We start from the raw sequence: 23,966 nt of genomic DNA on the forward strand, positions 1-23,966 counted from the left end.
GTCAGTATCCTCGTTGCGGGTTGACGATATTTGTCAGCGCTTCGCCCTTGCGATAGCGCCAGAGGTTGTCCGAAAACATCTCAACGGATTTGAGATCCCAGCCCTCGTAAACCGATGAGCAATGCGGGGTAATGATCACGTTACTGAACCCCCACAGCACATGCTCTGCAGGCAGAGGTTCGATGGCGAAGACATCCAGAGCGGCCCCTTTCAAGGTGCCGGTCTCCAACGCGTGTACCATTGGAGCCTCGTCAATCACGCCCCCGCGTGAGACGTCAATGATCACCGCACCGGGCTTCATCCTGGCGAATGCGCAGGCGTTGACCAGACCCTTGGTGCTGTCCAGTAATGGCACGCAGGCAACGATAAAGTCGGCCCGCGGCCAAAGGTTGGGCAGGGCGTCCATGCCATGCACCTCGTCAACATTCAGAGTATCTTTGGGACGCGCACGCACGCCAATCGTGGACAAACCCATCGCTTTGCACCGGGCTGCGACGGCCATACCGGTTTGACCAAGGCCCAGGATCAACACGGTCTTACCGTCGATCGGTTCGACCTTGCCCGGGATCCAGTCCCGCCGTGCTTGAGCGTCTCGGAACCCGGGAAGATCCAGCGAGAAATGGAGCATCGCCCCCAACGCATATTGCGCCATCATATCCGCTGCGACGCCTGCGGCGTTGGTCAAGGTGAACGTCTCTGTATCCCACGGGTTCATATGATCCGTTCCTGATCCACCCACCGAGACCCATCTTACGCTGGGGGCATCTATCAACGCCTGACGGGGGAAGCCGGGCGTGCCCGCGAAGCGGACAGAATAGACCACCTCGGCTTGCGTATCCGCGATCATTTGGGGCAGAGCCTCGTAGCTGTCGCAGGTGTGGATTTCAAGATCCGGATGCTGTTGGGTGAGCACAGCCTTTGAGGCCTCGGGGTTGTCTGTGTGTAGAATGGTAACGGGGGATTTCACAGCGCGACCTCTTTGTTGAATTCCTGAGCAGCGGTTTCAATCATCTGGGTGAAAAGCGGTGCTTGAGATGTCGGCGAAGACGCAGAACCTGTCCTGCCCCTGATGCTCAGAGCGCCATGTGGTCGCTTCAATACGGCCGACGCGGATCTGGGCGATCTGGCTTTGGGCATAGGCCAGATTGTGGATGCCACCACTGTTGATCAAGGCATCATGGCTGGGTTTCAGATTGAGCGTGGCCGGGATATCTTCGGTCTCTGGGTACGTGTCCGACAGCGTGTATTTCAACAGACTCAAAGGCATTGCATTGGTTCCGCTTACGCCCTGTCAGGCGCGTCGTAGATCAATGCGCCCAGATCCGAGAACTTTGAGGTCGGAGCGGTCAGCCCCAGCACCGCGTCGCGAATGGCGGCAGCCCGGGCCTCGCCCAGCGATGGCGCGGCAAATTCCATGAACTTGCCGATAACCTCGTCTCGATCCATCGGAGCTTCGGGACCGCCGCGGGCATGTACATCGCCCGAGTCCAGATGACGTCCGTCTTTCAGCACGATGCTGACATCGGCGCAGCGGCTTTTGGGAAAACGATCCGAATGGCGCGCCGCCTCGGCTACGGAAATGCGCTCGACAATCGAGGCCACCAGCGGATCCGCGAGACCGGCCCCGGTGATATGTTCGACCCCGATACGCCTGTGGGCGACCATCGTGGCGACCGCAAAGGGTAGGGAATATTGTGCTTTTGAGGTGTCGTCGGGCATGCCCTGGAACAGACAGGCGCTTTCATGGAACGTGTTGACCTGAATGGACGCGATGTAGTGATGGCTCAGATCGTGTGCGCGCATCAATGCACGCGTCGCATCGATGGCAGCATGCGCCCAGCGACAGATCGGATAGGGTTTTACGTATTGATGCTCCATCTGCCAGAACTGACCAAGGTCCTGCCAATGGGGGGCGACTTCGTCGGCTTCGATGGTGATTGCAGGCGCTCCGGTGAAACCGTTCTCGGCCAAAATGGCCGAAGATACGCCCACCAGCGCGCCCCAACCTGAGCCATCATGCAGCATGGTTGGATTGGCGATCTCGCGCATCATCTGGCTGCGGGGGCCGTGATATTCTGCAATGCCCATTGCTTGACGCATCTGATTTGCATCAAGGCCACGCATCCGTGCGGCAAGGGCAACAACCCCCAAGGTGTTCCACGCTCCCGAAGTATGATAATCGCTTACAGTATCGTGCAGAGCGATGCCCGCACGTCCTGCGATTTCATAACCGATAGTGACTGCGGCCAGCGCTTCGGGACCCGAGAAATCATCGACCGTCTCGGCAAACGCCATCAGGGCGGGAACGACCACCACGCCGATATGCCCCTTGGTGGGATTGTACCCGTCATGCCCATCCAGATTGTCGGTCTGGGTGGCCGCGGCATAGGCCGCACCGGCCACGCTGACACGTCGGCCGTCGAAAACCATTCGCGCGCCAAGTGCGTCTTCGCCTGCACCATAGAGTGCCCGAGCCGTATCCCGGGCAATTGTTCCGGCGGCCATGGGTCCAGACCCGATTGTAATGCCCAGCGTGTCCAGCAGCATGAGCGCTGCCGCTTGCAGTGTTGTATCGGGGAAATCCTCGACCTTGCTGGCAAGGGTAAAACTTGCAACCTTATCAAAAGTGTCCGTCACGGCCTGCCTGCATGCATGCGTTGAGATTTGGAATTCGGATGTCTTTGGCCAGTTTAGACCTCTTTTCGGTATGCGGCACGAAAACAAACTGCGGGCTATGGCACCGGATTTTTTGTGACTATCGAACAGTCGTGTCGCGAACGAACCAGTTCTGAGGTCGCAAATGGGCGAAATGCTTCGGATTATGCGGCCTAATCGGCTTGATACCTGTCTCGGATGTGCCCGCTATGATGAATCTGCCTCACCTCTCCTTCTTGCGCTCATTCGAGGCTGCCGCGCGGCATCTGAGTTTCACCAGTGCGGCTGAAGAGTTGAACTGTACCCAGTCAGCTGTAAGCAATCATGTGCGTTCGTTGGAAGAGTTCATAAAGCGCCCGCTATTCGTGAGGCATCCGCGGTCACTGTCGCTGACGGATGTGGGGAAAGCCTATTTGCCATCGGTGCGTCATGCGCTGCAGGAGATCGATGCAGCGACGCAGTCGATTGTCCAGCGCTCGCATAATCGAACCGTGGTTGTTTCATGCCCGGTCAGTCTGGCAGAGTACTGGCTGCCCGACGTCATTCAAGGGTTCGCTGAGGTCCACCCTGATATCGCTTTGACCGTGCATGGCACGATCTGGACTGATGTCGAACCTAATGTCTCGGACTTATCCATCACGCTTAATCATGTAGATGACGTGGCAGACGGATTGACGCGATTGTGGTTGGACAAGTTGACCGTAGTCTGTGCGCCCGGTTTCGAGGTGGAGGGCAGCGCGCTCACCGAGCCGCAGCAACTGCAGGATGCGCGCTTGATCCACATTCTGGGCAGGCCCGCATATTGGGAAAAGATCGCGGCAGAGTTTGGTCTTCAGGATCTCAATCAGAAAGAGGGCCCGCGGACGAATGCCTCCAACCTCGCGATGGAACTCGCCGCCAAATCGATGGGCTGCGTGGCCTTGCCTAAGTCACTTGTGCGACCCTACCTGGAGCGTGGGTTGCTGATCGAGCCCCTGGAATTCGATCTGGATAGCCCTTGGGCCTACTACGTCAAGCTCAGGGGTAAATCCGTAACACCCCCAGTCCGCCTGTTTCAGGATTGGCTGGTGAAGGCTGCGTCGGAGACCAATGCCCGACATGGATGATCAGCGTATTCCGGCACCAGAACGAACACGAGTTGCAACGGTGCGCTGGCGCGGTTCAGTCGCCGGACCTGCCTTGTTCACTTTGAAGGACAAGCCAAACGTAAAGCCACGTTTGAACGGTGCATCGGAATTGTCGAGGCTCTTGCACAGAGTTTTCGGATGCATTGGCCCGTATTATTTTGCAAGTCTTAGGTCGCGAACCACACTAAATTCCGCGAAAGCAACACCACATCCACCACGCACGGGCACAACAACATGAGCCAATTTTCCGAAAGCCTGCAGGAACAGGTCCGTAACCGTTTCGCTCAGATCGATCATTGTCCCGAACAGGGTGAGCGGGTTTTCTTCGAAAACGCTGGAGGGGCGCTGACGCTGAATTCCGTGCTGGATAGTTCTGTTCGTTATGCTGCGATCCCGGACAATCAGGGGCGTGACAACCCGGGGTCTCATGCGTTGGTTGCAACGATCAATGCAGCCAAGGCGGATATGCGGGATTTCATGAACGCGCCCGGCGGGCAGTTTTTTGTAGGCGAAAGCGGAACCGAACTGCTGTTTCGGTTGATCATGAACGCCTGCCTGGGAACTGATTCCGGTATTGTGCTGGGATCGACTCTGGAGCATCCGGCGACGCGGTCGGCTTGTGACCGCTGGGCCCGTATTGCAGGGCAGGAACATGTACTGATACCCCATGATGACGCCACGGGCACCATAACCGCCGAGGCTTATGCCACTGCTGTGACGCCGGATACCAAGGTGGCTACGATTTTACACACCTCGCCCGTAACGGGAATGGGGGTGGATGTGGCTGCTGTATCGCAGGCCATTCGCGCTGTCGCGCCGGACTGCTTCATCATCGTGGATGGTATTCAGCATGCAGCTCATGGCCGGATTGATCTGACTGCCTACGATATCGATGGATACGTGATCTCTCCGTACAAAGTCTTTTCTCGCCATGGATACGGCGTGGCGTGGATTTCTGACCGTCTGACCCAACTCGAGCACAATGCTTTGCTGGATGGTCCCGCAGGCAATTGGGAAATGGGCACGCGCGACACCGGAGCTTATGCCACCATGTCCGACGTCGTGTCCTATTTCGAATGGCTGGGCAGTCAGGTGAGCGATGCCACCGATCGGCGCGGCAAGTTTCTGGCGGCAGGCGATGCCATTCACGCTCAGGAAAAGGCGCTGACCGATGCCATGATCCACGGCACCGGAAACCTTAGTGGTCTGGCCGAGATGGAAAAGGTCACCATTCTGGGGGGTGTCGACAATCCAGCGCGCGAGGGTCTGGTATCGCTGCGCGTTGAAGGTGTGGACTCGGCTGAGGTTGTTAAAAAGCTGAACGAACAAGGGATCCGCACGCATCTGCGCAAGGCGGACCATTACTCCGGCAACATCCTGACGCCGCTGGGCTTTGACGCCTGTGTGCGCGTTTCGATGTGCCACTACAACTCGATCGGTGAAGTCGCCAAGTTCTTGGCTGTCATGAAAGAGATCGCCGCTTGAGCAGCGGTGTGCCAAAGGACAAACACTCATGAAAACTCATGCACAAGCTGTTGTTATCGGTGGCGGGCTGGCCGGCTGCTCGATCCTGTACCATCTGGCCAAGCTCGGCTGGACCGATGTTGTGCTGTTGGAGCGCGACGAACTGACATCCGGTTCGACCTGGCACGCGGCGGCGAATATCCACGGGTTACACGACAACAACAACATTACGCGCATTCAGCACTATACGATGAACTTGTATAAAGAGCTGGAGAAGGAAACCGGTCAAAGCTGCGGCGTGTTCCAGCCCGGATCGCTTTATCTTGCTCAGACCGAAGAACGGGAACACCAGCTGCGTCTTCAGGAGGCCAAGGCGCGTTTCTATGGCCTGAATTTCCATGAGGTCAGCCGTGAAGAGGCGAAGGAACTTCACCCGCTGGCGCAGTTCGATGACATTCGTTGCATCATGTACGAACCAGATGGCGGCAACGTGGACCCGTCAGGCGTGCCTCATGCCTATGCCGCCGGAGCTCGGGCCATGGGCGCGACCATTGAGCGGTTTTGCCCGGTGATCGCGACCGAACAACAACCTGATGGTAGCTGGATCGTGCGCACGCCCAAGGGCGACATTCACACTCAATGGGTGGTCAATGCTGCCGGTCTCTGGGGTCGAGAGGTGGCGGCTCTGGCGGGGCTGACGTTGCCGCTGCAACCGACCGAGCACCAGTATTTTGTGACCGAAACCATCGACGAGGTGGCCAATCTGGGCCGTCGTCTGCCCTCAATCGCCGACCGGGATGGCGAGTATTACTTCCGTCAGGAAGGCAACGGGCTACTGATCGGTGCCTATGAGAAAAACATGAAGTTCTGGGCGGAAGAGGGCACACCGCTGGACTTCGCTCATGATCTGTTTCCCGATGATCTGGACCGGATCATGGAGAATGTCATTCGCGCCACTGAACGTGTACCGGTTGCTGCAACGGCGGGGGTCAAACGGGTGATCAACGGGCCCATGATCTGGTCGCCCGATGCCAATATGCTGTGGGGGCCGGTGCCCGAACTGAAGAATTACTTCCTGTGCGGGGGGCTGATCCCCGGCTTCTCACAATCGGGAGGGCTGGGCCTGCTGGCCGCGCAATGGATGATCGAAGGCGAGCCTCAATATGACATGTTCGCCTGGGATCTCGCCCGCTTTGGTGACTGGGCTGACAAGAAGTTCACCAAGGCACGGGTCGAGGACGCCTATACCCACCGTTTCAAGATCCATTTCCCGAACGAGGAGCGCAGCGCCGGTCGCCCGGCCCGTGTGCGCCCGGCCTATGAAATGCAGAAGGAAATGGGCTGCGTTTTTGGTCTGAACTGCGGTTGGGAACATCCGCTTTGGTTTGCTGATGAACCTGGCACAGAAGAGACCAACGGCTTTACGCGCCAGAACTGGTTCGATCCGGTTGGACGCGAGGTGCGAATGCTGCGCGAAAATGTAGGCGTCATCGACATCTCGAACTTCGCAAATTACGTGATCAAGGGGCCGGGCGCCTATCATTGGCTGGACCGTCTCGTGGCCAATCGCGTGCCCACCGAAGTGGGACGCAGTTGCCTGACGCCGCTAATCTCGGTACGCGGCGGCGTTGCGGGCGACTTTACGATCACCAAGCTGGATGACGATGAATACATGATGATCGGTTCTGGTATGGCCGAGCGTTATCATCAACGTTTCTTCAACATGGTGCCGCTGCCCGAAGGCACCACGCTCGAAATCGCGACCGATCGTATCGCGGGCTTCAACATTGCAGGACCCAAATCGCGCGAGGCGCTGGCGCGCCTGACCAATGCCGATCTGTCCAACGAGGCGTTTCGCTTCATGAGGTCCCGGAAAATAACCGTTGCTGGAGTGGACTGTGTGGCAATCCGGGTCAGCTTTACCGGTGATCTGGGGTGGGAGTTGCATTGCGCACAAGAGGATCAGGTCGCCCTCTACACCGCCCTTCTCGAAGAGGTAAAAGGCTGTGATGGTGGGCCAGTTGGTGGTCGCGCACTGGGATCGTTGCGCATTGAAAAAGGTTATGGATCCTGGGGCAGGGAGTATTCTCAGGAATACTGGCCACAAGAGGTCGGTTTGGCCAGCCTGATCAAGTTGGACAAGGAGTTCCTGCACAAGGAGGCCTATCTGGCGGTCAAAGACAACGCCCCGCGCGAACTCCTGTCACTGTTCGAGCTGGATGTGAGCGAGGATGCGGACGCGACCGGAGGTGAGCCGATCTTCACGTCAGATGGTAAGCCAGTTGGCCGGGTGACTTCGGGTGCCTATGGCTATTCCGTTAGTAAGTCATTGGCGATCGGCTATGCCGACCCGAATGTCGCGCACCCCGGGGATGAGGTGGTGATCCAGGTTCTGGGTAAACCGCATACTGCACGTATCTTGAAGGATGCGCCTTTCGATCCCGAAGGTAAGCGGTTGCGTTCTTAAGTAATCCCGAAGATTGCAGTTTGAGTGTTCGGCCACATGTCTGAACGCTCAAACATGTTGCGAATATCGGCCATACTTTCGCTATTGGCCCGATGATTGTCCATGGCGTTGACGTCAGGTCAGGCTTTCGCCGGTGAGAACCGTTTGCGGTACTCTCCCGGCGACAGACCCACAATCTTGTGGAACATGCGGCGGAAGGCCGAAATATCCATGTAACCCACCGCCCGTGCAATGGTTTCGATGCTGGCCTGCGACAGCTCCAACCGTTCGCGGGCTTTGGCGACACGCAGCTGCTGAAGGTATTCCGATGGGCTGAGCCCGGTCGCGGATTGAAACCGACGCCCGAAAGTGCGCGGTTCAAGGCGCGCGGTACGGGCCATTTCGGACACAGTAACCGAACTTGCATAGCGCATCTGAAGCCAATGTTGCACGCGAAGTATGGCATCGTCCCCATGGGTCAGGTTGGGCGAGATTGAGCTGTAGAAGCTTTGGGCCCGTTCGCCCGGGTCGATCAGGAAGAACCGTGCGACCTGCAGCATCACAGCAGGTCCCATAAAGCGTGCGATCAGACGCAGGCCCAGATCGGTCCAGGCCATCAAGCCTCCGGCGGTGATGATATCGCCATCGTCGATCAGCAGCCGGTCGGCCTGCAGCTGCACTTGAGGGTATTGATTGGCAAAGTCTGTCGCCAGTGCCCAGTGGGTTGTTGCCTGCCGTCCGTCCAACAGGCCGGTGGCTGCCAGCGGGAATGCGCCAGCGCAAATCGAACAGATCAATGTACCCCGGCGATGATGGCGCTGAATCCAGTTAACCAGGGCTTGTTCTTTCGCACCGCTGATGCGCTGGCCCAGAGCAGGAGGCAGGATCAATGCCTCTAACCGGCTGTCATCCCTGTTGAAATTTCGAATGACTTGCGTTTCCACAAGGCGTGGCCGTTCGGAATGGTTCTGCTGGAACCGGTTGGCCACGGCAAACAGGTCCTGCAACCCGTGAATCGCGGCGTTTTGAGCCTCGGGATAGGCGGCAAGGCCGATGGTCAGAGCGGGTTGTGTCATTTGTCAGATTTAACGCGTTTTATGTCCAATGCGCCAGTCAACTTACGGCGACCGGTGCTTTAAATCAGCGCTGGATACAGACCGAGAAACGGAGACCACGATGACCAAATCCGCATTGATCCTGATCGACATTCAGAACGACTATTTTCCCGGCGGCAAATGGGAGCTGCACAAGATCGAAGACAGCGCTGCCAACGCCGCTCGGTTACTGCAGCAGGCCCGCGATGCTGGGCAGATGGTCGTGCATGTGCATCACGAGTTCCAGATCGACAACCCGCCCTTCTTTGCACCGAACACATCGGGTGCCGAAATCCACAGCTCGGTCACCCCGCAAGAGGGTGAGCACAAGGTGCTAAAGCACTACGTCAACGCCTTCCGCGATACCAATCTGCAGGCGCTGCTGGCAGAACATGAGGTGAGCGATGTGACCATTGCTGGCGACATGAGCCACATGTGTATCGACGCCGCCGCTCGTAACGCCGCCGATATCGGCCTGAACGTGACCGTGGTCGAGGATGCCTGCTCCTCCAGCGATCTGGAGTTCAATGGCGAAGTGATCCCGGCGGAACAGGTGCACAAAGCGTATATGTCTGCGCTGTCTTTTGCCTATGCCAAAGTTGTGACCACCGCCGACTATCTGGCTGCGGCATAAGCGGCAATACGTAACGGAGATTACCATGACCACCCTCTACCACGCCCCCCTCACCTGTTCTCTGGCCGCACGTTTTGCTGCGGCCGAGGGCGGGGTCGATCTGGATATTGCCCCCCTCAATCTGGCCACCAAGGAATTGGCAGCCGGCGGATCGCTGTATGATATCAATCCGCTGGGTCAGGTCTCGGTTCTGGAACTGGAAGACGGCACCAGACTGACCGAAACCTCGACCGTGATTGCCTGGATTCAGACGCAATCACAGAACGCGGATTTCCGCGTCGACCCGACCAGCCCCGAGTATTTCCAGATGCTGCGCTGGCTGGCTTTCTGTGCCACCGAGCTACACAAAGGCCTGTTCCGTGTCGTGTTCTATCAGGAGGCCACCGACGAGGTAAAAGACCGCGTGCGCGCTCTTGCTCCGCTTCGCTTCGAGGTACTGGAAAACCACCTGAACGGGCGCACTTATCTGCTGGGCGAGAAGTTTTCGGCAGCGGACGCCTATCTGACCTGGTTCTTTGTGCTGTCCGGCTATGCGCAGGTGGATCACACCACTTATCCGAATATCGAGGCCTACCGTCAGCGCGTTCTGTCCCGCCCGGCGATCAAGGCATTGATCGAAAGCGATACGCAACTGGATCAGGATCTGAAGCAAAACCTGTTTGCGGCCTGATCCATATCTCATCGTGACCGCGCCTCCGCGCGGTCACTGCGCCACTGATCCGAGCTTACTCTCTGAATGCCCGCACGAAATAGTCGGTCATCGGCTTGATCAAATAAGACAACGGCGTACGCGCATCCGTTTCGATGAACGCTTCAACCGGCATTCCAGGGAGCAACACCTGACGGTTCAATCGTTCTGTTTGGCCAGATTCGGGGATAAGCTCAGCGCGATAGAAGCTAAAACCGGTCGCTTCATCCGTAAAAACATCTGCCGATATGTTGATCACCTGTCCTTGCAGCTCCGGCGTTTCGCGTTGATTGAAAGCCGGAAATCGCAACGTCGCATTCTGCCCCTTGTGTACCTGATCAACGTGGATTGCGTCGACCTGTGCAGCCACCAGCAACGGGGAATCCTGCGGTACGATGTACATCATGGGCTCTCCGGCCTGAATGACGGACTGATTTGCAAACACGATGCTGCTGTGGACTGTCCCGGCTACTGGAGCGCGAATGTCCATGCGCAACAATTGCTCGCTCAGAACGATCCTCCGTTCTGACAGCTCGGCAATTTCGGCTTTCAACTCACGGATCTCGCTGATCGCTTCTTCGCGGCGCATTGCCCGCAACTCAACGATCTGAATCTCGGTCGATGCGATCTGCCCGCGCAAACGGGCGATGGTTGCCTCCAATCGGCCAATTTCACCGGTCAGGCCAGCGTCTTCCCGTTCCAGTGCGGATACGCGGCTGGCAGGCGTCAAGCCCCTGTCAAACAGGCTTTTTTGATCCTGCAACTCATTGGCAATCAATACCAGCTGCTTCTTCAGGACCAGCAGCTGGGCTTGCGTTCCTTCAATTTCAGCTTCGATCTGAATACGCTGTTTGATCAGTTGCTCAATTTGTTGTGCCTGAGTTTCGGCACGCGCAGCAAACAGGTCTAACTGACCGGATATGAGGCCTTCCGCGATCGCTTCCGTCTGCTGCAAGCTTTGCAATTGCTCCGCCAATTGCGCTGCGCCCCAACCATCACGCTCAGCCTCCAGCCGGGCTGTCCGCACTAGAGTCTCGAACAACTGACCTTCGACGATCGTGTGTTCCGAAGCGAGGATCGTGTCATCCAGGCGTACCAAAACGTCGCCCTGTTGCACGCGGTCACCGTCCCGTGCAAGAATCTCGCCTACAACGCCGCCGTCAGGATGCTCCACCACTTGCCGGTTGGATTGCACCTCAATCACACCACTAGAAACGATGGCGCCTGCCAATTGGGTGCGGGTTCCCCACACGCCGAGACTAATCACCAAGATGGCCACCGCCGCAAATCCGACCGAGGCGGGCAGGGTGATATACCACGCTGGCCTTTTCAATTTGTTCATGATGATCCACCAACCGAGCTGAGTTGCCGCTTGAGCAGGTTCGCGTTTTCGACCACTCCGCCAAGAATTTCATCTCGCGGTCCGGCCCGGACTACGTGACCCTGTTCCATGACGATCAGCGCGTCGCATTCCGCGATGGCCTGAGGGCGATGCGTCATGATCAGGGCGGATTTACCTGCAGATTTAAGCGCACGCACGGCCCCGTTCAGCGCTTGGGTACCTTCGCCATCAAGCGCCGAATTGGGCTCGTCCAATACTAACAGAACCGGATCGCCATATAGCGCCCGCGCTAAGCCGATGCGCTGTTTCTGCCCCCCTGACAGAAGGCTGTCGTTGCCGTCAAGCATGGTGTCGTAACCGTCCGGCAGTCCCAGTATCATTTCGTGAGCATTGGCCTTTTTAGATGGGGCAACCACCGCATCGGGATCAGGGTCCAGTGACAGGCGCGAGATGTTTTCGGCTACGGTGCCTTGGAAGAGCGTCACTTGCTGCGGCAGATAACCAAGATACTGGCCTAGTTCGACTGGGTCATACTGATCCAGCGTTGCACCGCCCAACCGGATCTCACCAGCGGTGGGTGGCAGCAGGCCCAGCAATGCTTTGGCCAATGTGGTCTTGCCCGAACCACTTTTGCCAATCACACCGATGGCGGTGCCGGGGTCCAGCCGGAAGGATATGTTGCGCAATGTCGCCTGTGCAGCTCCGGGGGGGGATGAGGTTCAGAGACTTCACGTCCAATCTGGCCTCGGGTTCAGGCAGTTTGGTTCGCTTGGCCAGCGGCGGAGTTGTCTGAAGAAATCGGTCCAGAGAGTGCCAGGCTGTACGCGCCCGTTGAATCATGGACCATTGGCCGATTGATTGCTCCACCGGTGCCAAGGCCCGCCCGAGCAGGATCGAACCTGCGATCATTGCCTTCGGCGACATTTCATTGCGCAACACCAGCAATGCACCCAGGGCCAGCATTGCCGATTGCAGAAACAGACGAAGCGCTTTGGTGAGCGACGAAAAGCTGCCGCTCCAATCACTTGCCCGGATCGAATCTGTCAACGCGACCGAGCGTTGCCGCAACCAGCGTTCGGTCACGTTATGTTGCATGCCCTGTGCGCAAACAATTTCCGCCGCTTGCCTTGCGTGTTCAGAAAATGATGCTGCGTGCGCCGCTTGGGATTGCGCTGCCAGCAGTTTGCGCCGAGTCATGACTTCGTTCAGCACGGCGATGCCGATCAGCACCAATCCACCCCCAAGCGCCAACCATCCTAGCCACGGATGAAACAGAAAAATCGCCGCCAGAAAAAACGGGGTCCATGGGATATCCATCAACGCCAACAGAATGGGTGAGGCGCAAAGACCCTGTATCGTATCAAGATCTCGCAATGCCGAGGCTGGTGTGCCGCGCATCTTCGGGTTCAGCGCCCTGCGCAATGTCGCGGCAAATACGCGTTCTTCAAGCTGTGTTTGCAGCTGTGCTCCGAACCGCGCTACAATACGGCCGCGTGAAAAATCAAGCATTGCCATTAAGCCGTAGAGAAGTGCGACCAGCAGAAACAACGCCGTCAAGGTTTCGATTGCACGCGAACTCAGCACCCGGTCGTAGACCTGCAGCATGAACAGCGGTCCGGTCAACATCAGCAGATTTACGAAAACACTGAAGAAAAAAGCGATGCCCAAGAATGTCGTGCCGCTGTCGCGCGCTGAACGGAGTTCGCCTTTTCCGGGTGATGCAGAACGGCTTTCGGTCTTCACTTCAACATCCTTTCCACAAGGGCTTGGCGTCGAAAAATAGAGTAAATAAACATGATGCGCCCCCGGTAGACCGGAGGCGCTTGTGCCTTAAGGCTGGGTTCAGCCTATCTAGAACAGGTCCTCGGTCAGCTCTGGAATGCCGTCGATATTACCGATCTGAATGGTTGCATTGTCAAAATACAGCTCGACAAAGGTGCCGTCTGCTCCGGCGAACACATTGTCGTCGCCCTCGCCGAGAACGCCGTCGCCATTGGTGTCGAGATCAGCGAAGGAGGCATCAGATCCCAAACCGGTCAGGTTGATGAGATCATCGGCAGAGAAATCTCCGATGACAGTCAGATTGTTCACGCCGCCGGTTGGCGCAAAAAAGTCTTCGGTGAACTCGAACACGTCGTTGCCTGCGCCGCCCAGAACGGTGTCGACGCCAGTGCCTGCATTGATCGTGTCGTTGCCCGCACCTGCATCAATGAAATCACGACCAGAGCCTGCGTTGATTGTTTCATCCGCGTTCAGGAAGCTGCGGATCGTGTCGTTACCAGCGCCGGTATCGATGGTGCCTTCGCCTGTGAGCAGCGAGGTGACAAAGTCATCGCCATCGGTGCCGGTGATGTTGTTGGAAAAGGGGGAAAAGGTGAAAAGGTTGGCATATTGCTTCCTCTTGGGTAGGTTGAGCTTCAGATAGTCTTGTTTAAGTTGTCCGTGTGGACAGTTCTGCGTCGCTCAAAAAGCCATATGCATCCAATCAACGTTGCTATCGTTTTTTTGATAACCCGTGGATTGAATTGTTCGAGGAGGAAGCAATGAGGAAGTGTGCGATTGCGTCCTTAGGATTTGAAGTAAGTTACTAATATATAAATATAAACAATGGGATATGGTGCGATTTTAACCAGCAAGGCACGTGATGTAGAGGATGCCAACACCTAACGTTCGAGTTCTCATTGCGCGCTAGATGCAAATAGTTAGCATATTGAAAACGTGGGTTTTTGTTGCGCTTGCGCGCAATCGAGGTGGTTGCTCGATAAATCTCAGGCGCACCGAGAAAACAACTATGAGTAGATAATTTTTAGGGACATCTCATCACTGTCTAGCTAGCAAAAGATCGTAGCGATGGAGGTCGGCAATGAAGTCGGCGCGCGAAGAGAGCCCCTCGCACGCCGGGGTCAGGTTGTCAGGGATGGTGGGCGCCCCTTAGTTGTAGCCACCGACCAAGCCGAGGGCATCGAAATCGCGATGCAGGGTATTTGCGGCCAGGGTCAAGGCTTCGCCGTGACGTTCGATCAGCTCTGTCCGGCGGGCGGGGTCGCGCGTCGCTTCGATGGCGCCCCAGATGGCTGCCAGCGTCTCGGAGGTATCGCGCAGGCGCATCAGCGTCTCGGCATCATTGGCAGCCGCAGCAATGACTGAGGCGGAAACCTTGCCCACGCCCGGCACAGTCTGTGCGCCGCCGCTTGTGTACCCCTCGGGCAGATCGCCCTTGCAGTTGATCACTTTGCGATAGCGGATCGCGGACAGGATCTGATCCACCGCCTGTTTCGCGCCTTCAACACGCGATGTGTGCTCGGTGTCCGCAGCGGCGTGGGGCAGCAACTCCAGACGACCGGGATAAGCCTCGATCAGCGGGCGGTAAGGTACCATCGGGCCGAACAGGCTGCCGTCATCGGCGATGAAAAGATCGGCGTCAATGGCAGCATAGGCCACCTTGCCCGAGGCCATCGCGTCATTCAGAGCATCGGCATCGACAACTTCTCCGCGGTCGTAATTCACCAGAACCGCACCGTCGTTTAACGCGTTCAGTACTGATGCGCCCACAAGGCCCGCATTGGCAAAAACACCATTTGCGCCCTTGGCGCCAAGACCTGTATGGGGCGAAAGCACATCGGCTCCTGTCGCGGCTTCTTCCGGGCTTGCGGCATAGATGAAGCCCTCGCTTTCAATCCACTTCCGATGATGCTCACGGGCATAAATTGCGACCGTCATACCGAAGGCCTTGCCCAGTTTGGCGACTTCTCGACCGATATTGCCATAGCCGATGACGCCCAGGCGTTTCCCTTCCAGCTTCTCGGTCGGGTAGTCTCGCAGGTGTTTGCCAGTGTCGAAATCGCCTGCAACGACACGCTCATGCATCTCGTCGACTTTGAGGTCCGGCAGAACGCGCAGCAAAGCCTTCATCGCAGTTTGCGCGGTGGCGCGGCTGTTGAAGCTGGGGGTATTCATCAGCGGGGCACCACCACCTGCGCCGTCGCCGCCGCCCCAGCAGGCGCAGGTCATATTGCCGGTACCAGCACCGATGCGCACGCCGCCTTCGGGGAAGGTTGCGTTTTCCGGAAAGAAGGTCGCCGCCGCAATCACAGCGTCATATTGGTTATCACAGCAGGCTGCTGTCAGTTCCTCGTGAGTGGACAGATCCGGTAGATAGAAGAAATGTTGTCCTGCAGGCAGTTCAGAGCCATCCCAGCCACCATAGGTGAATGTCGCGCCTTGTTCTTCCACATAGGCTTTGACAGCCGATGCGTCCGGTTGGCCGTCGGAGCCGAATTTCAGGCCGACGAGGTCGGCGATCAGGATGCGATAGGCACGGTTCGGGTCGTCTTTGCGCACGTCCGATCCACCTGCATTCGAGGCTTCGAAGGTCGTGCCTTGGGCGGCAAGTTCTTCCTCCAGCACGACCACCTTGGCGCGGTGATAGGCGTAAGAGATGTTTTCCAGCAGGCGCACGATATCCTCGGGCTCGCGGATGCCGCCGATCCAGGCGCGGTAGTCGCCCGGCGTGCCGGGGAAGGCGTTTACATAGCGCGCGGCGTCCAGGCCGGGTTCATAATCGCCATTCGGATGTGTCAGGCCTTCATAGCCCAGCAGTTGTTTCGAGCGGGCGATGATACGCCCGTGAATGGCCGGATCAGTGATGCCGGGATCATTCACCGCCAGTAGTGTCACCGCAGCACCGCGTTTTTGCGCGTCGCTCACACCGGCGACCAGAAGCTCCTGCCCGGCCAGCCACGCGTTGATCTTTGCTCGGTTGGCTGCCGAGCGTTGGTTCATCACCTCGACCGAGCCGAACATCTTTTCGACGCGCAGAAGGCCATAGGTGGTTTCGGCAAAGGCCAGTGACGAGAAGGTATTGATCACGCCTCCGATCATCTTGTCGGCCGCAGCGTCGTAGAAGGGGCCAAGCCCAACGGTCTTTTCGCCGGTCAGCGGTTTTTTAGCGTCCGTCGGAACCACCAGCTTCAACTGGCGCGCGATGGCCCAGGCCGGGTTCTTTTGGTTGTCTTCGATCAGCTGCATTGCCGCCGGAGTAAGCGAGGCCAGGAAATATCCCGAGATACCGCCGATTGCCTTCTGAAACGGGGTGAAAATGTTGCACTTCGCCATGAAGGCTTCGACCACGTCCTGCGGCCAGGGCATGCCGCCGAGCATCGAGGTGGCGTCGATCATCGTGTGGCGGTTTGCCGGGTCACGGTCCAGCCATTCCAGCAGCGACTTCACTTCTTCCGTGGTGTAAGTGGTGGCGCCGGTCGTCTCGTGCCCAACGCCGACAAACAGGGTGATGCCCATCGACTCCAGTTCATCAGCGGACGGGATAGTGCCTTCCGATCCCGAGAACACGACCTTGTCTTCGTGGCCGTTGGCTGCGAATTGCTGCAATTCCAGGATCTGGGCGCCCCAGCTTTGACGGAAGAATCCGCCCTTGGTCGCTTCCTCGGATTCCGGACGCGGGGTGTCGACGAACAGTTTCTGACCGGACAGATTCGGGTTCATCAGGTGCATGATGGCGACGGTGAAGCCGCTGTGGCCGCCGCCCAAGCCCACGGCCATCGGGTTTTCCTTGGGGAACCCGAAATAGCGGTGAATGTGAAACATCATGTCACGCAGGATCGCGTCCGCCGGATAACCGCGGTGCATCGAACGCCCGATTTCAGCCGTGGTGAACGGGCCGAGGTCGTTGCCTTTGTCGTCTACCTTGCGATAGGTGCCCTCCAGCCAGCGGTCAAATTCGAAGCGGTTCTTGCGCCCGTCAGCCTCGTCCTGAATCACGTCGGTGATCGGGCCTACGCCGAAGAACGGATTGATGGTCCGGGCCGGTGGTCCGTTATGTGTCGCTTCGATCGAGAGTTTGCGCTGCGCTTCAAGGTCACTCATAGTCTACCTGCCTGGTTGCGTTAGAATCCGGTCTGAGCGCATCGTAAGCTTCGGTTCACTATCGGAAACATCAGTTTGCGAACTATTCATGCAATCAAGCGTCAAAATCCTGCGAAATAGACAGGGTGCTGTTTGTAGAAGGACGTTGAGCGTTGTGATGGATTTCAATGCTCAGCACCTTGAGTGCTGCGATATCAACAGAAGCTAAGACTGGACTGCTATCGAAGAATTGAGTTGTAGTTTTCAAATTTATCGATACTTAATCCTCCTAAATCGAGATTATAGGATTATTATCGATAAAATGACAGCCATCGGCATCTCTTGGACCCGCGAGGCCGCGCAAGCCTTATATGACCTACCTTTGATGGATCTGCTCTATCGCGCGCAGACGCAGCACCGCGCGCATTTTGACCCCAACAAAATTCAAACCTCGAAGCTGCTTTCGATCAAAACGGGCGGTTGTGCCGAGGATTGTGCCTATTGCTCGCAATCGGCCCGCAATGGTTCCAAGCTGTCGGCCTCGAAACTGATCGAGGTCGAGCGAGTCCTGAAGCAGGCGCGCAAGGCCCGAGATGGTGGTGCGACCCGTTTTTGCATGGGGGCCGCATGGCGAGAGCCTAAGGACCGGGATATGGATGCGCTTGTCGCCATGGTCGAAGGCGTCCGGGGTCTTGGTATGGAAACCTGCATGACGCTTGGGATGCTGGACGACAACCAGATCGTGCGCCTGCGTGATGCCGGGCTGGATTACTACAACCACAATATCGATACCTCGGAACGCTATTACCCCGAGGTCATCACGACCCGCACATTCTCGGATCGGATCGATACACTGACCCGCGTGCAAGAGGCGGGGATCAAGGTGTGTTCGGGTGGTATCCTCGGGATGGGTGAAGGTGTGCAGGACCGGCTCGATATGTTGGTGACGTTGGCCAATCTGGACCCGGCGCCAGAATCCGTTCCGGTCAACATGCTGATGCCTCAGCAGGATACACCTCTGGCGGACGCTGAGCCGGTCGACCCGATTGATTTCGTCCGCGTCATCGCCTGCGCGCGGATCATGATGCCACAATCCTATGTACGCCTGTCTGCAGGACGTAGCGATATGAGCGATGCAGTTCAGGCCCTGTGCTTTCTTGCCGGAGCGAATTCAATCTTCGTGGGTGAAACCCTTCTGACCGCCGAAAACCCCGAAGAAGACGTCGATGCATTGCTTTTTGCCAAACTTGGTCTGCAAGCCGAACGCGTACAGGAGCGGGCTTGCAAGGACGTGGCTGAATGAAGGCACTGGACCGCCTGACCTCAATGCTCGAGGTTCTGGACACACGCCATCGGCGGCGGTCGTTGTCCCGGGCGGGGGGACTGGATTTTGCATCGAATGATTATCTGGGGCTGGCCGGGTCCCCGATGCTGGAACAGGCCGCGCGCCGCGCGCTGGATCGCGGCGTGCCTGTGGGCTCGGGCGGGTCGCGCCTATTGCGCGGCAACCACGAGGAACATGAAGCGTTGGAGCAGGAAGCGGCTGTTTTCTTCGGCGCTGAGGCCGCTTTGTTTATGGGCGGCGGTTTTCAAGCCAATCAGGCGATTTTTTCCGCGTTACCTGCCGCAGAGGACCTTGTTCTGCATGATGAACTGGTTCACGCGAGCGCGCATGAAGGCATGCGCATGGGTCGTGCCGAAACGCGTGCATTCGTCCATAATGACGTGGATGACGCGCGTCAGATCATTGCTGCATGGCGAGCGAATGGCGGGTTGGGTCAGATTTGGATCGCAGTCGAAAGTGTCTATTCCATGGAAGGCGACACTGCCCCTCTGAAGGCGCTGTCTGACCTTGCGATCGCGCATGAGGCAGTACTGGTTGTTGACGAAGCCCATGCCACCGGCGTTTTTGGCCCTCAAGGCCAGGGTTTGGCCCACGCGTCAAAGGCCCAACTGCTGACAGTACACACCTGCGGCAAAGCTCTGGGGGTTTCGGGTGGGTTGGTTTGTGGTCCACGGGTGATGATTGATGCACTGATTAATCGGGCGCGTCCTTTCATATTCGCAACTGCTCCGGCTCCGCTGACCGCAGCGCTTGTGCGGGTGGCGTTGCAGGTTTTGCAACGCGACACTGACCTGACCCAAGCGGCCCGAGTGCGTCTCAATCACGCCCATTCCGAAGCGGAGCGCAATGGTGTGGCTGAGGCTGCTCTTAGCAGTCAGATCATCCCGATCCTGCTAGGGGATGAGGCCCGGACCATGACTATGGCCGCCGCGCTTCAGGAGCAGGGGTTTGACGTGCGGGGCATCCGTCCGCCAACAGTTCCGCGCGGCACATCGCGGCTGCGCATATCCATCACCGGCAATGTCAGCCACGCGGATATCAGCGCCCTGTTTGACACAATCGCATATCACCAAAGGATTACCGCATGAGTGCTTTGATCGTCACCGGTACTGATACTGGCGTTGGCAAGTCCATCTTTTCTGCGGGGTTGGTTGGTGCTCTTGGCGCGCGCTATTGGAAACCAGTGCAATCCGGTCTCGATGACATTACCGATACGGAAACGATCAGATCCTTATCTGATGCCGAGATTCTGCCCGAGATGTATCGGCTCAGGATGCCCGCCTCGCCCCACCTGTCAGCCGAAGATATGGGCGTTGAGATCGCGTTGGATCGTCTGAGCCTGCCCGATATCACCGGGCCGCTCGTGGTCGAAGGTGCGGGCGGTATCATGGTGCCGCTGAACCGTGAGCATTTCTTCCTCGATCTGTTTGCGAGATGGCAGGCCCCCATCATTCTCGTGGCGCGTACAGCGCTTGGAACGATCAATCACACGCTCCTGTCGCTGCGGGCTTTGAGAGAGGCTGGGTGTCCGGTGGTCGGTGTCGCCTTCGTTGGCGATGCAGAGCCGGATGTGGAGCAGACGATTGTCGAGATGGGCAATGTTCGGCATTTGGGTCGGCTACCGCGCCTCGCGGATCTGTCGCAGGAGGCCCTTTCCGAGGCCTTTGCCGCAATCGATACCGATACGATCCGGAGTTTTCTGTGACACCGCTGGAGATTGATGCACACCATCTGTGGCATCCCTATACCAACATCCTCGATCCGGGACCGATGCATTTGATCACCCAATCCGAAGGGGTATGGCTCACGCGGGATGACGGCGTCCAAATGATTGATGCGATGTCATCGTGGTGGTGTGCTGTGCACGGGCATCGTCACCCGGCCATCACGGCTGCCATGCGGCAGCAACTGGACCGGATGCCCCATGTCATGTTCGGCGGGATAACCCATGAGCCCGCGATCGAACTGGGCCGCAGGCTAGTCGATTTTTTGCCCGACGGGCTCGATCGTATTTTTTACAGTGACAGCGGCTCGGTCGCGGTCGAGGTGGCGCTGAAAATGGCCGTGCAATATCAGATGGCCAACGGCCGGTCGGAACGCTCGGAATTTGCCACCATCCGTGGCGGCTATCACGGGGATACATGGAAAGCGATGAGCGTCTGCGACCCCGTCACCGGCATGCATGGGTTGTTCCGAGGTGCCCTATCGATCCAGCATTTTCTACCGCGACCTCCCATAGGGTTCGATCAGGAGTGGAGTGACGACCCGGACCTGAATGGGTTGGGCGCGCTGGAAGTATTGCTGAAAGATAAGGGCGACCGGATTGCCGCGCTGATCCTTGAGCCGGTGGTGCAAGGGGCGGGTGGAATGCACTTCTATCACCCCACTTGGTTGCAGCGCGCTCGCGCTTTGTGTGATGCGCATGGGATCTTGCTGATCCTTGATGAGATCGCCACCGGATTCGGGCGGACGGGCGAGCTGTTTGCGATGCATCACGCGGGTATTGTACCGGATATCCTGTGCCTCGGTAAAGCGCTGACCGGGGGTCATATTACGATGGCTGCCACCGTTGCCTCGGAACCGGTTGCGGCTGGCATCGGTGCAAGCGAGGCCGGCGTTATGATGCATGGGCCGACTTATATGGCCAACCCGCTGGCCTGCGCCGCAGCCATTGCAAGCCTTGATCAGCTTTCACAGCGCGACTGGCGCACCGAGGTCAAAGATATCGCCAGTCAGTTGGAACACGAACTCGCCCCGGCGCGAAGACTTCCCGGCGTTGCCGATGTCCGGGTTCTGGGAGCCATCGGCGTGATTGAAATGGAAGGCCGCGTCGATCCCGCGATTGCGCATCGTCGGGCGCCGGAAACCGGTGTGTGGCTGCGCCCCTTCGCCCGCAACATATATTGCATGCCGCCCTATATCATCTCTTCGAATGAACTGAGCCGTGTAACGGCTGCCATGATTTCGCTGGTCGAGGACATCAGATGAAACGTCAATGGTTGTCGCGCTCAGAGACGGCGTTGCTCACCCTTGTGTTCGGCGGTTGGGCGGTCGGGGCGGCTGCTTTCGATGGATTAAGAGGAGACCATTCTGTCCTGTTGGTTCAGGATTACACGCGGCTGGACGACCCTCTACCGGAACTTGAACAGTTCGATGATGTCAATCTTGTCGCCTTTTCGTTCGGCGTCGCCTCTGCCGCGCATTGGATGTCGAGGGTCGGATATCAGCCCGCGCGACGGGTTGCCGTCGCAGGAACGTTGTTTCCGGCGGATAAGGAGAGGGGGATAGCGCCAGACCTTATCCGCGCGACCGCAGACAATCTCTCGGATGACAGTTTTGCGCGGTTTTGCCGACGGGCTGGCCTGAAAAGTGCAGCGCCAGACATCGATATGGCCGCCGCTCGGGCCGAATTGCACGCCATCATCCGGCGCGGACCTGCGCCGGATACCCGGTTTGATCGTATCTGGATACCGCAGCGCGATCGGGTCATTCCCGCGGCAGCGCAAGAGCGCGCATGGAGCGCGCAGCGCCACGCCATCCGGTCCGTGACCGGGCCGCATATTCCTTTTGAAGCAGGGCAAAGTTGGGCCGGATGGACCGTGTCATGATACAGCTTGCAGAGCGGGTACAACGCAGTTTCAGCCGGAGCTTTGAAAGCTATCATGCCGCAGCTGATCAACAGGCCTATATCGCCGATCTGCTGGTTCAGGACCTCTGCCAGAGCGGAGCGCCCCGGTATTTCGCTTCGGCGTTGGAGTTGGGTTGTGGAACCGGTCATCTGACTCAGCGGCTATGCGCGAGGTTTGACTTTGGGGCTCTGACCCTCAACGATCTTTCGCCCGAAGCACAGTGGACAGCGGATGCGGCCAATGCCGTGTTCTTGGGTGGTGACGCAGCAGATATCGAGTGGCCGGAAAGCCCCGACCTCATCACCTCGACCTCGATGATCCAATGGCTGTATGACCCCGCCAGTTTTTTGTGCAGGGCGGCAACTGCGCTTGCGCCCGGCGGCTGGTTGGCCGTGTCAGGATTTGGCCCCCAGCAATATCGGGAATTGACGCAGATCGGATCAACGGCGAAGGCCCCCAGTCTTTGCAATGCTTGCGAACTGGCGTCTTTCGTTGAAGATGACCTGGAAGTCGTGAAGACAGGAAACTCCATACGGCAAGCGCGTTTCGCATCTGCGCGTGATGTCCTCGACCATTTGCGCAAGACGGGTGTGAATGGTCGGGCGCAAGCCCCTTGGACCCGATCCCGTCTGACGCAATTCATCGACGATTATACGCGCCTTTTCGAAAGCCCTCTTGGCCTGCCTTTGACCTATCATGCGATTTGGATCATTGCCCGAAAACCGGGGTGATCCTAGGACATCCGGGTCAGATGGCGCTGCATGATCGTGCGTGCACGCTCAGCATTGCGGTCTTTGATTGCTGCCAGGATGGCCGCATGGTCCGGGTTCTCGCCCTGCCGCCAGCGGACAGTTTGGCGCGTATTGAAATGCCATGAATACAAAAGTTGAAGGTTGTTGATCGCGGCAATCATGCGCGGCATTCTGCAGGCAGCTATGACCGCCATATGGAATGCGCGGTTTGCTTCTTCCCAGTCTGCAGAGGTTTCTGCAGCGTTGCACCTTGTGTGTGCCTTTTCGATCTCTGCAATTTGTGCGGGCGTCAGGTTAGGAACTGAGCGGTACAGAGCGACAGGTTCAAGTGCGCATCGCATAGTGTGCAGTTCGTCGATCGCGCTCTGATCCATGGGGGCCACGCACATGCCCCGGCGCGGCATGCTGATCGCCAATCCCTGCGAGGCAAGGTTGAGCAAAGCCTCCCGAACCGTGACCTGACTCACCCCGAACTCGCGCGCGATCAGATCCTGTCGCAGCTTTTCTCCGGGCTGAAACTCACCCCGAACAATCCTGGTCGACAGTTTTTCTGCCAAATCATCCGATTTTTTGATCTGCTGATGCGCCACCGGGCCTCCGTCGATTTCGCGCTTAATTCGGCGCATCGTCAGGCACTTATAATCATGTGTGGGGTTGAACAACAGGCCAACCACGACCCGTCGGCTCGAGGGTATCCCGGTTGGACACGGATGCCAAAAGGATAGGTGCCGATGTGGGCGAAGTAATAGCCCAATACGATTACGGCTCTAAACGCGCAGGGCCTCAGTGCGAACTTAAGTGATGAGCCGAAAAGAAAGGGGCTGGCTGAGGGGGTAAGAGCCAGCCCCATTCTGTGCCGGAGGGCGTAAGTGGTAGTTACGATCCGATGACTCCAAGGTGCCAGAAAAGCCGCGCGCCAGAAATTGGG

At 57.8% G+C, this 23,966-nt stretch carries 19 protein-coding genes and 2 pseudogenes; 11 read left to right on the forward strand and 10 right to left on the reverse strand.

All coding sequences use genetic code 11. The features are described 5' to 3' along the window. Position 1: 1 nt before the first annotated feature. From ACR0IV_RS12830 to ACR0IV_RS12840, 3 genes are read right to left on the reverse strand one after another with little or no spacing between them, the layout of a single operon-like run. Entirely contained in the window at positions 2-967 is a 966-nt protein-coding gene (locus ACR0IV_RS12830) for a D-2-hydroxyacid dehydrogenase (RefSeq protein ID WP_480658886.1), read from the reverse strand. Positions 968-1,003: 36 nt separating this feature from the next. Continuing rightward, on the reverse strand, positions 1,004-1,267 hold the full coding sequence (locus tag ACR0IV_RS12835) for a hypothetical protein (protein WP_480658884.1): 264 nt from the start codon (positions 1,265-1,267) through the stop codon (positions 1,004-1,006). Between the two features lie 14 nt (positions 1,268-1,281). Then, positions 1,282-2,637, reverse strand: coding sequence for an MmgE/PrpD family protein (locus tag ACR0IV_RS12840; protein WP_480658883.1), 1,356 nt, complete (start codon positions 2,635-2,637; stop codon positions 1,282-1,284). Between the two features lie 227 nt (positions 2,638-2,864). On the opposite strand from ACR0IV_RS12840, the gene ACR0IV_RS12845 reads away from it, so the two are divergent. From ACR0IV_RS12845 to ACR0IV_RS12855, 3 genes are all read left to right on the forward strand, one after another. Further along, positions 2,865-3,761 carry a LysR substrate-binding domain-containing protein gene (locus tag ACR0IV_RS12845; RefSeq protein ID WP_480658882.1) on the forward strand — a complete coding sequence of 299 codons (897 nt, stop codon included), beginning with the start codon at positions 2,865-2,867 and terminating at the stop codon, positions 3,759-3,761. 255 nt (positions 3,762-4,016) lie between these two features. Further along, positions 4,017-5,267, forward strand: coding sequence for an aminotransferase class V-fold PLP-dependent enzyme (locus tag ACR0IV_RS12850; protein ID WP_480658881.1), 1,251 nt, complete (start codon positions 4,017-4,019; stop codon positions 5,265-5,267). Between the two features lie 28 nt (positions 5,268-5,295). Continuing rightward, a complete protein-coding gene (locus ACR0IV_RS12855; protein WP_480658880.1) occupies positions 5,296-7,713 on the forward strand; it encodes a GcvT family protein in 2,418 nt (805 codons plus the stop codon). Between the two features lie 119 nt (positions 7,714-7,832). Here the strand turns inward: ACR0IV_RS12855 and ACR0IV_RS12860 are convergent, their stop codons facing one another. After that, positions 7,833-8,768 carry a GlxA family transcriptional regulator gene (locus ACR0IV_RS12860; protein ID WP_480658878.1) on the reverse strand — a complete coding sequence of 312 codons (936 nt, stop codon included), beginning with the start codon at positions 8,766-8,768 and terminating at the stop codon, positions 7,833-7,835. Positions 8,769-8,868: 100 nt separating this feature from the next. Here ACR0IV_RS12860 and ACR0IV_RS12865 point away from each other — a divergent pair, with 100 nt between their 5' ends. Then, a complete protein-coding gene (locus ACR0IV_RS12865) occupies positions 8,869-9,420 on the forward strand; it encodes a cysteine hydrolase family protein (RefSeq protein WP_480658876.1) in 552 nt (183 codons plus the stop codon). A 25-nt stretch (positions 9,421-9,445) separates the two neighbouring features. Then, on the forward strand, positions 9,446-10,090 hold the full coding sequence (locus ACR0IV_RS12870) for a glutathione S-transferase family protein (protein ID WP_480658875.1): 645 nt from the start codon (positions 9,446-9,448) through the stop codon (positions 10,088-10,090). A gap of 55 nt (positions 10,091-10,145) precedes the next feature. Here the strand turns inward: ACR0IV_RS12870 and ACR0IV_RS12875 are convergent, their stop codons facing one another. The 5 genes and pseudogenes from ACR0IV_RS12875 to ACR0IV_RS12895 form a co-directional block, all read right to left on the reverse strand. Beyond that, a complete protein-coding gene (locus ACR0IV_RS12875; protein WP_480658874.1) occupies positions 10,146-11,450 on the reverse strand; it encodes an HlyD family type I secretion periplasmic adaptor subunit in 1,305 nt (434 codons plus the stop codon). Then, positions 11,447-13,193: pseudogene (locus tag ACR0IV_RS12880) on the reverse strand (type I secretion system permease/ATPase). Before ACR0IV_RS12880 ends, ACR0IV_RS12875 begins: the two are co-directional and overlap by 4 nt. 108 nt (positions 13,194-13,301) lie before the next feature. After that, positions 13,302-13,583 (reverse strand): hypothetical protein, encoded by a 282-nt coding sequence (locus tag ACR0IV_RS12885; RefSeq protein ID WP_480561559.1) that lies wholly within the window; start codon positions 13,581-13,583, stop codon positions 13,302-13,304. 9 nt (positions 13,584-13,592) lie between these two features. Further along, positions 13,593-13,871 (reverse strand): annotated as a pseudogene (locus ACR0IV_RS12890) (hypothetical protein); the annotation flags it as partial. Between the two features lie 510 nt (positions 13,872-14,381). Continuing rightward, complete coding sequence (locus ACR0IV_RS12895; protein ID WP_480658872.1) at positions 14,382-17,333, reverse strand: NAD(P)-dependent oxidoreductase; 2,952 nt, start codon at positions 17,331-17,333, stop codon at positions 14,382-14,384. Between the two features lie 301 nt (positions 17,334-17,634). Between ACR0IV_RS12895 and bioB the strand changes: the two genes are divergently transcribed. Genes bioB through ACR0IV_RS12925 form a run of 6 tightly spaced genes read left to right on the forward strand, consistent with a single transcriptional unit; the run spans position 17,635 to position 23,017 of the window. Beyond that, a complete protein-coding gene (gene bioB / locus ACR0IV_RS12900) occupies positions 17,635-18,615 on the forward strand; it encodes a biotin synthase BioB (RefSeq protein ID WP_480658870.1) in 981 nt (326 codons plus the stop codon). After that, positions 18,612-19,745, forward strand: coding sequence for an 8-amino-7-oxononanoate synthase (locus ACR0IV_RS12905; protein ID WP_480658868.1), 1,134 nt, complete (start codon positions 18,612-18,614; stop codon positions 19,743-19,745). Before bioB ends, ACR0IV_RS12905 begins: the two co-directional genes overlap by 4 nt. Further along, a complete protein-coding gene (bioD, locus tag ACR0IV_RS12910) occupies positions 19,742-20,362 on the forward strand; it encodes a dethiobiotin synthase (RefSeq protein WP_480658867.1) in 621 nt (206 codons plus the stop codon). The genes ACR0IV_RS12905 and bioD overlap by 4 nt, the downstream gene beginning before the upstream one ends. Beyond that, a complete protein-coding gene (gene bioA / locus ACR0IV_RS12915) occupies positions 20,359-21,645 on the forward strand; it encodes an adenosylmethionine--8-amino-7-oxononanoate transaminase (RefSeq protein ID WP_480658866.1) in 1,287 nt (428 codons plus the stop codon). The genes bioD and bioA overlap by 4 nt, the downstream gene beginning before the upstream one ends. Continuing rightward, the gene (locus ACR0IV_RS12920; RefSeq protein WP_480658865.1) at positions 21,642-22,265 is read left to right on the forward strand and encodes a pimeloyl-ACP methyl esterase BioG family protein; all 624 of its coding nucleotides are present in this window, start codon (positions 21,642-21,644) and stop codon (positions 22,263-22,265) included. The genes bioA and ACR0IV_RS12920 overlap by 4 nt, the downstream gene beginning before the upstream one ends. Further along, positions 22,262-23,017, forward strand: a complete 756-nt coding sequence (locus ACR0IV_RS12925; RefSeq protein ID WP_480658864.1) for a methyltransferase domain-containing protein — start codon at positions 22,262-22,264, stop codon at positions 23,015-23,017. The genes ACR0IV_RS12920 and ACR0IV_RS12925 overlap by 4 nt, the downstream gene beginning before the upstream one ends. Before the next feature lie 2 nt (positions 23,018-23,019). Here the strand turns inward: ACR0IV_RS12925 and ACR0IV_RS12930 are convergent, their stop codons facing one another. Next, positions 23,020-23,664 (reverse strand): GntR family transcriptional regulator, encoded by a 645-nt coding sequence (locus ACR0IV_RS12930; protein WP_480658862.1) that lies wholly within the window; start codon positions 23,662-23,664, stop codon positions 23,020-23,022. Positions 23,665-23,966 lie beyond the last annotated feature (302 nt).

The organism is Ruegeria sp. C2 (assembly GCF_056537765.1).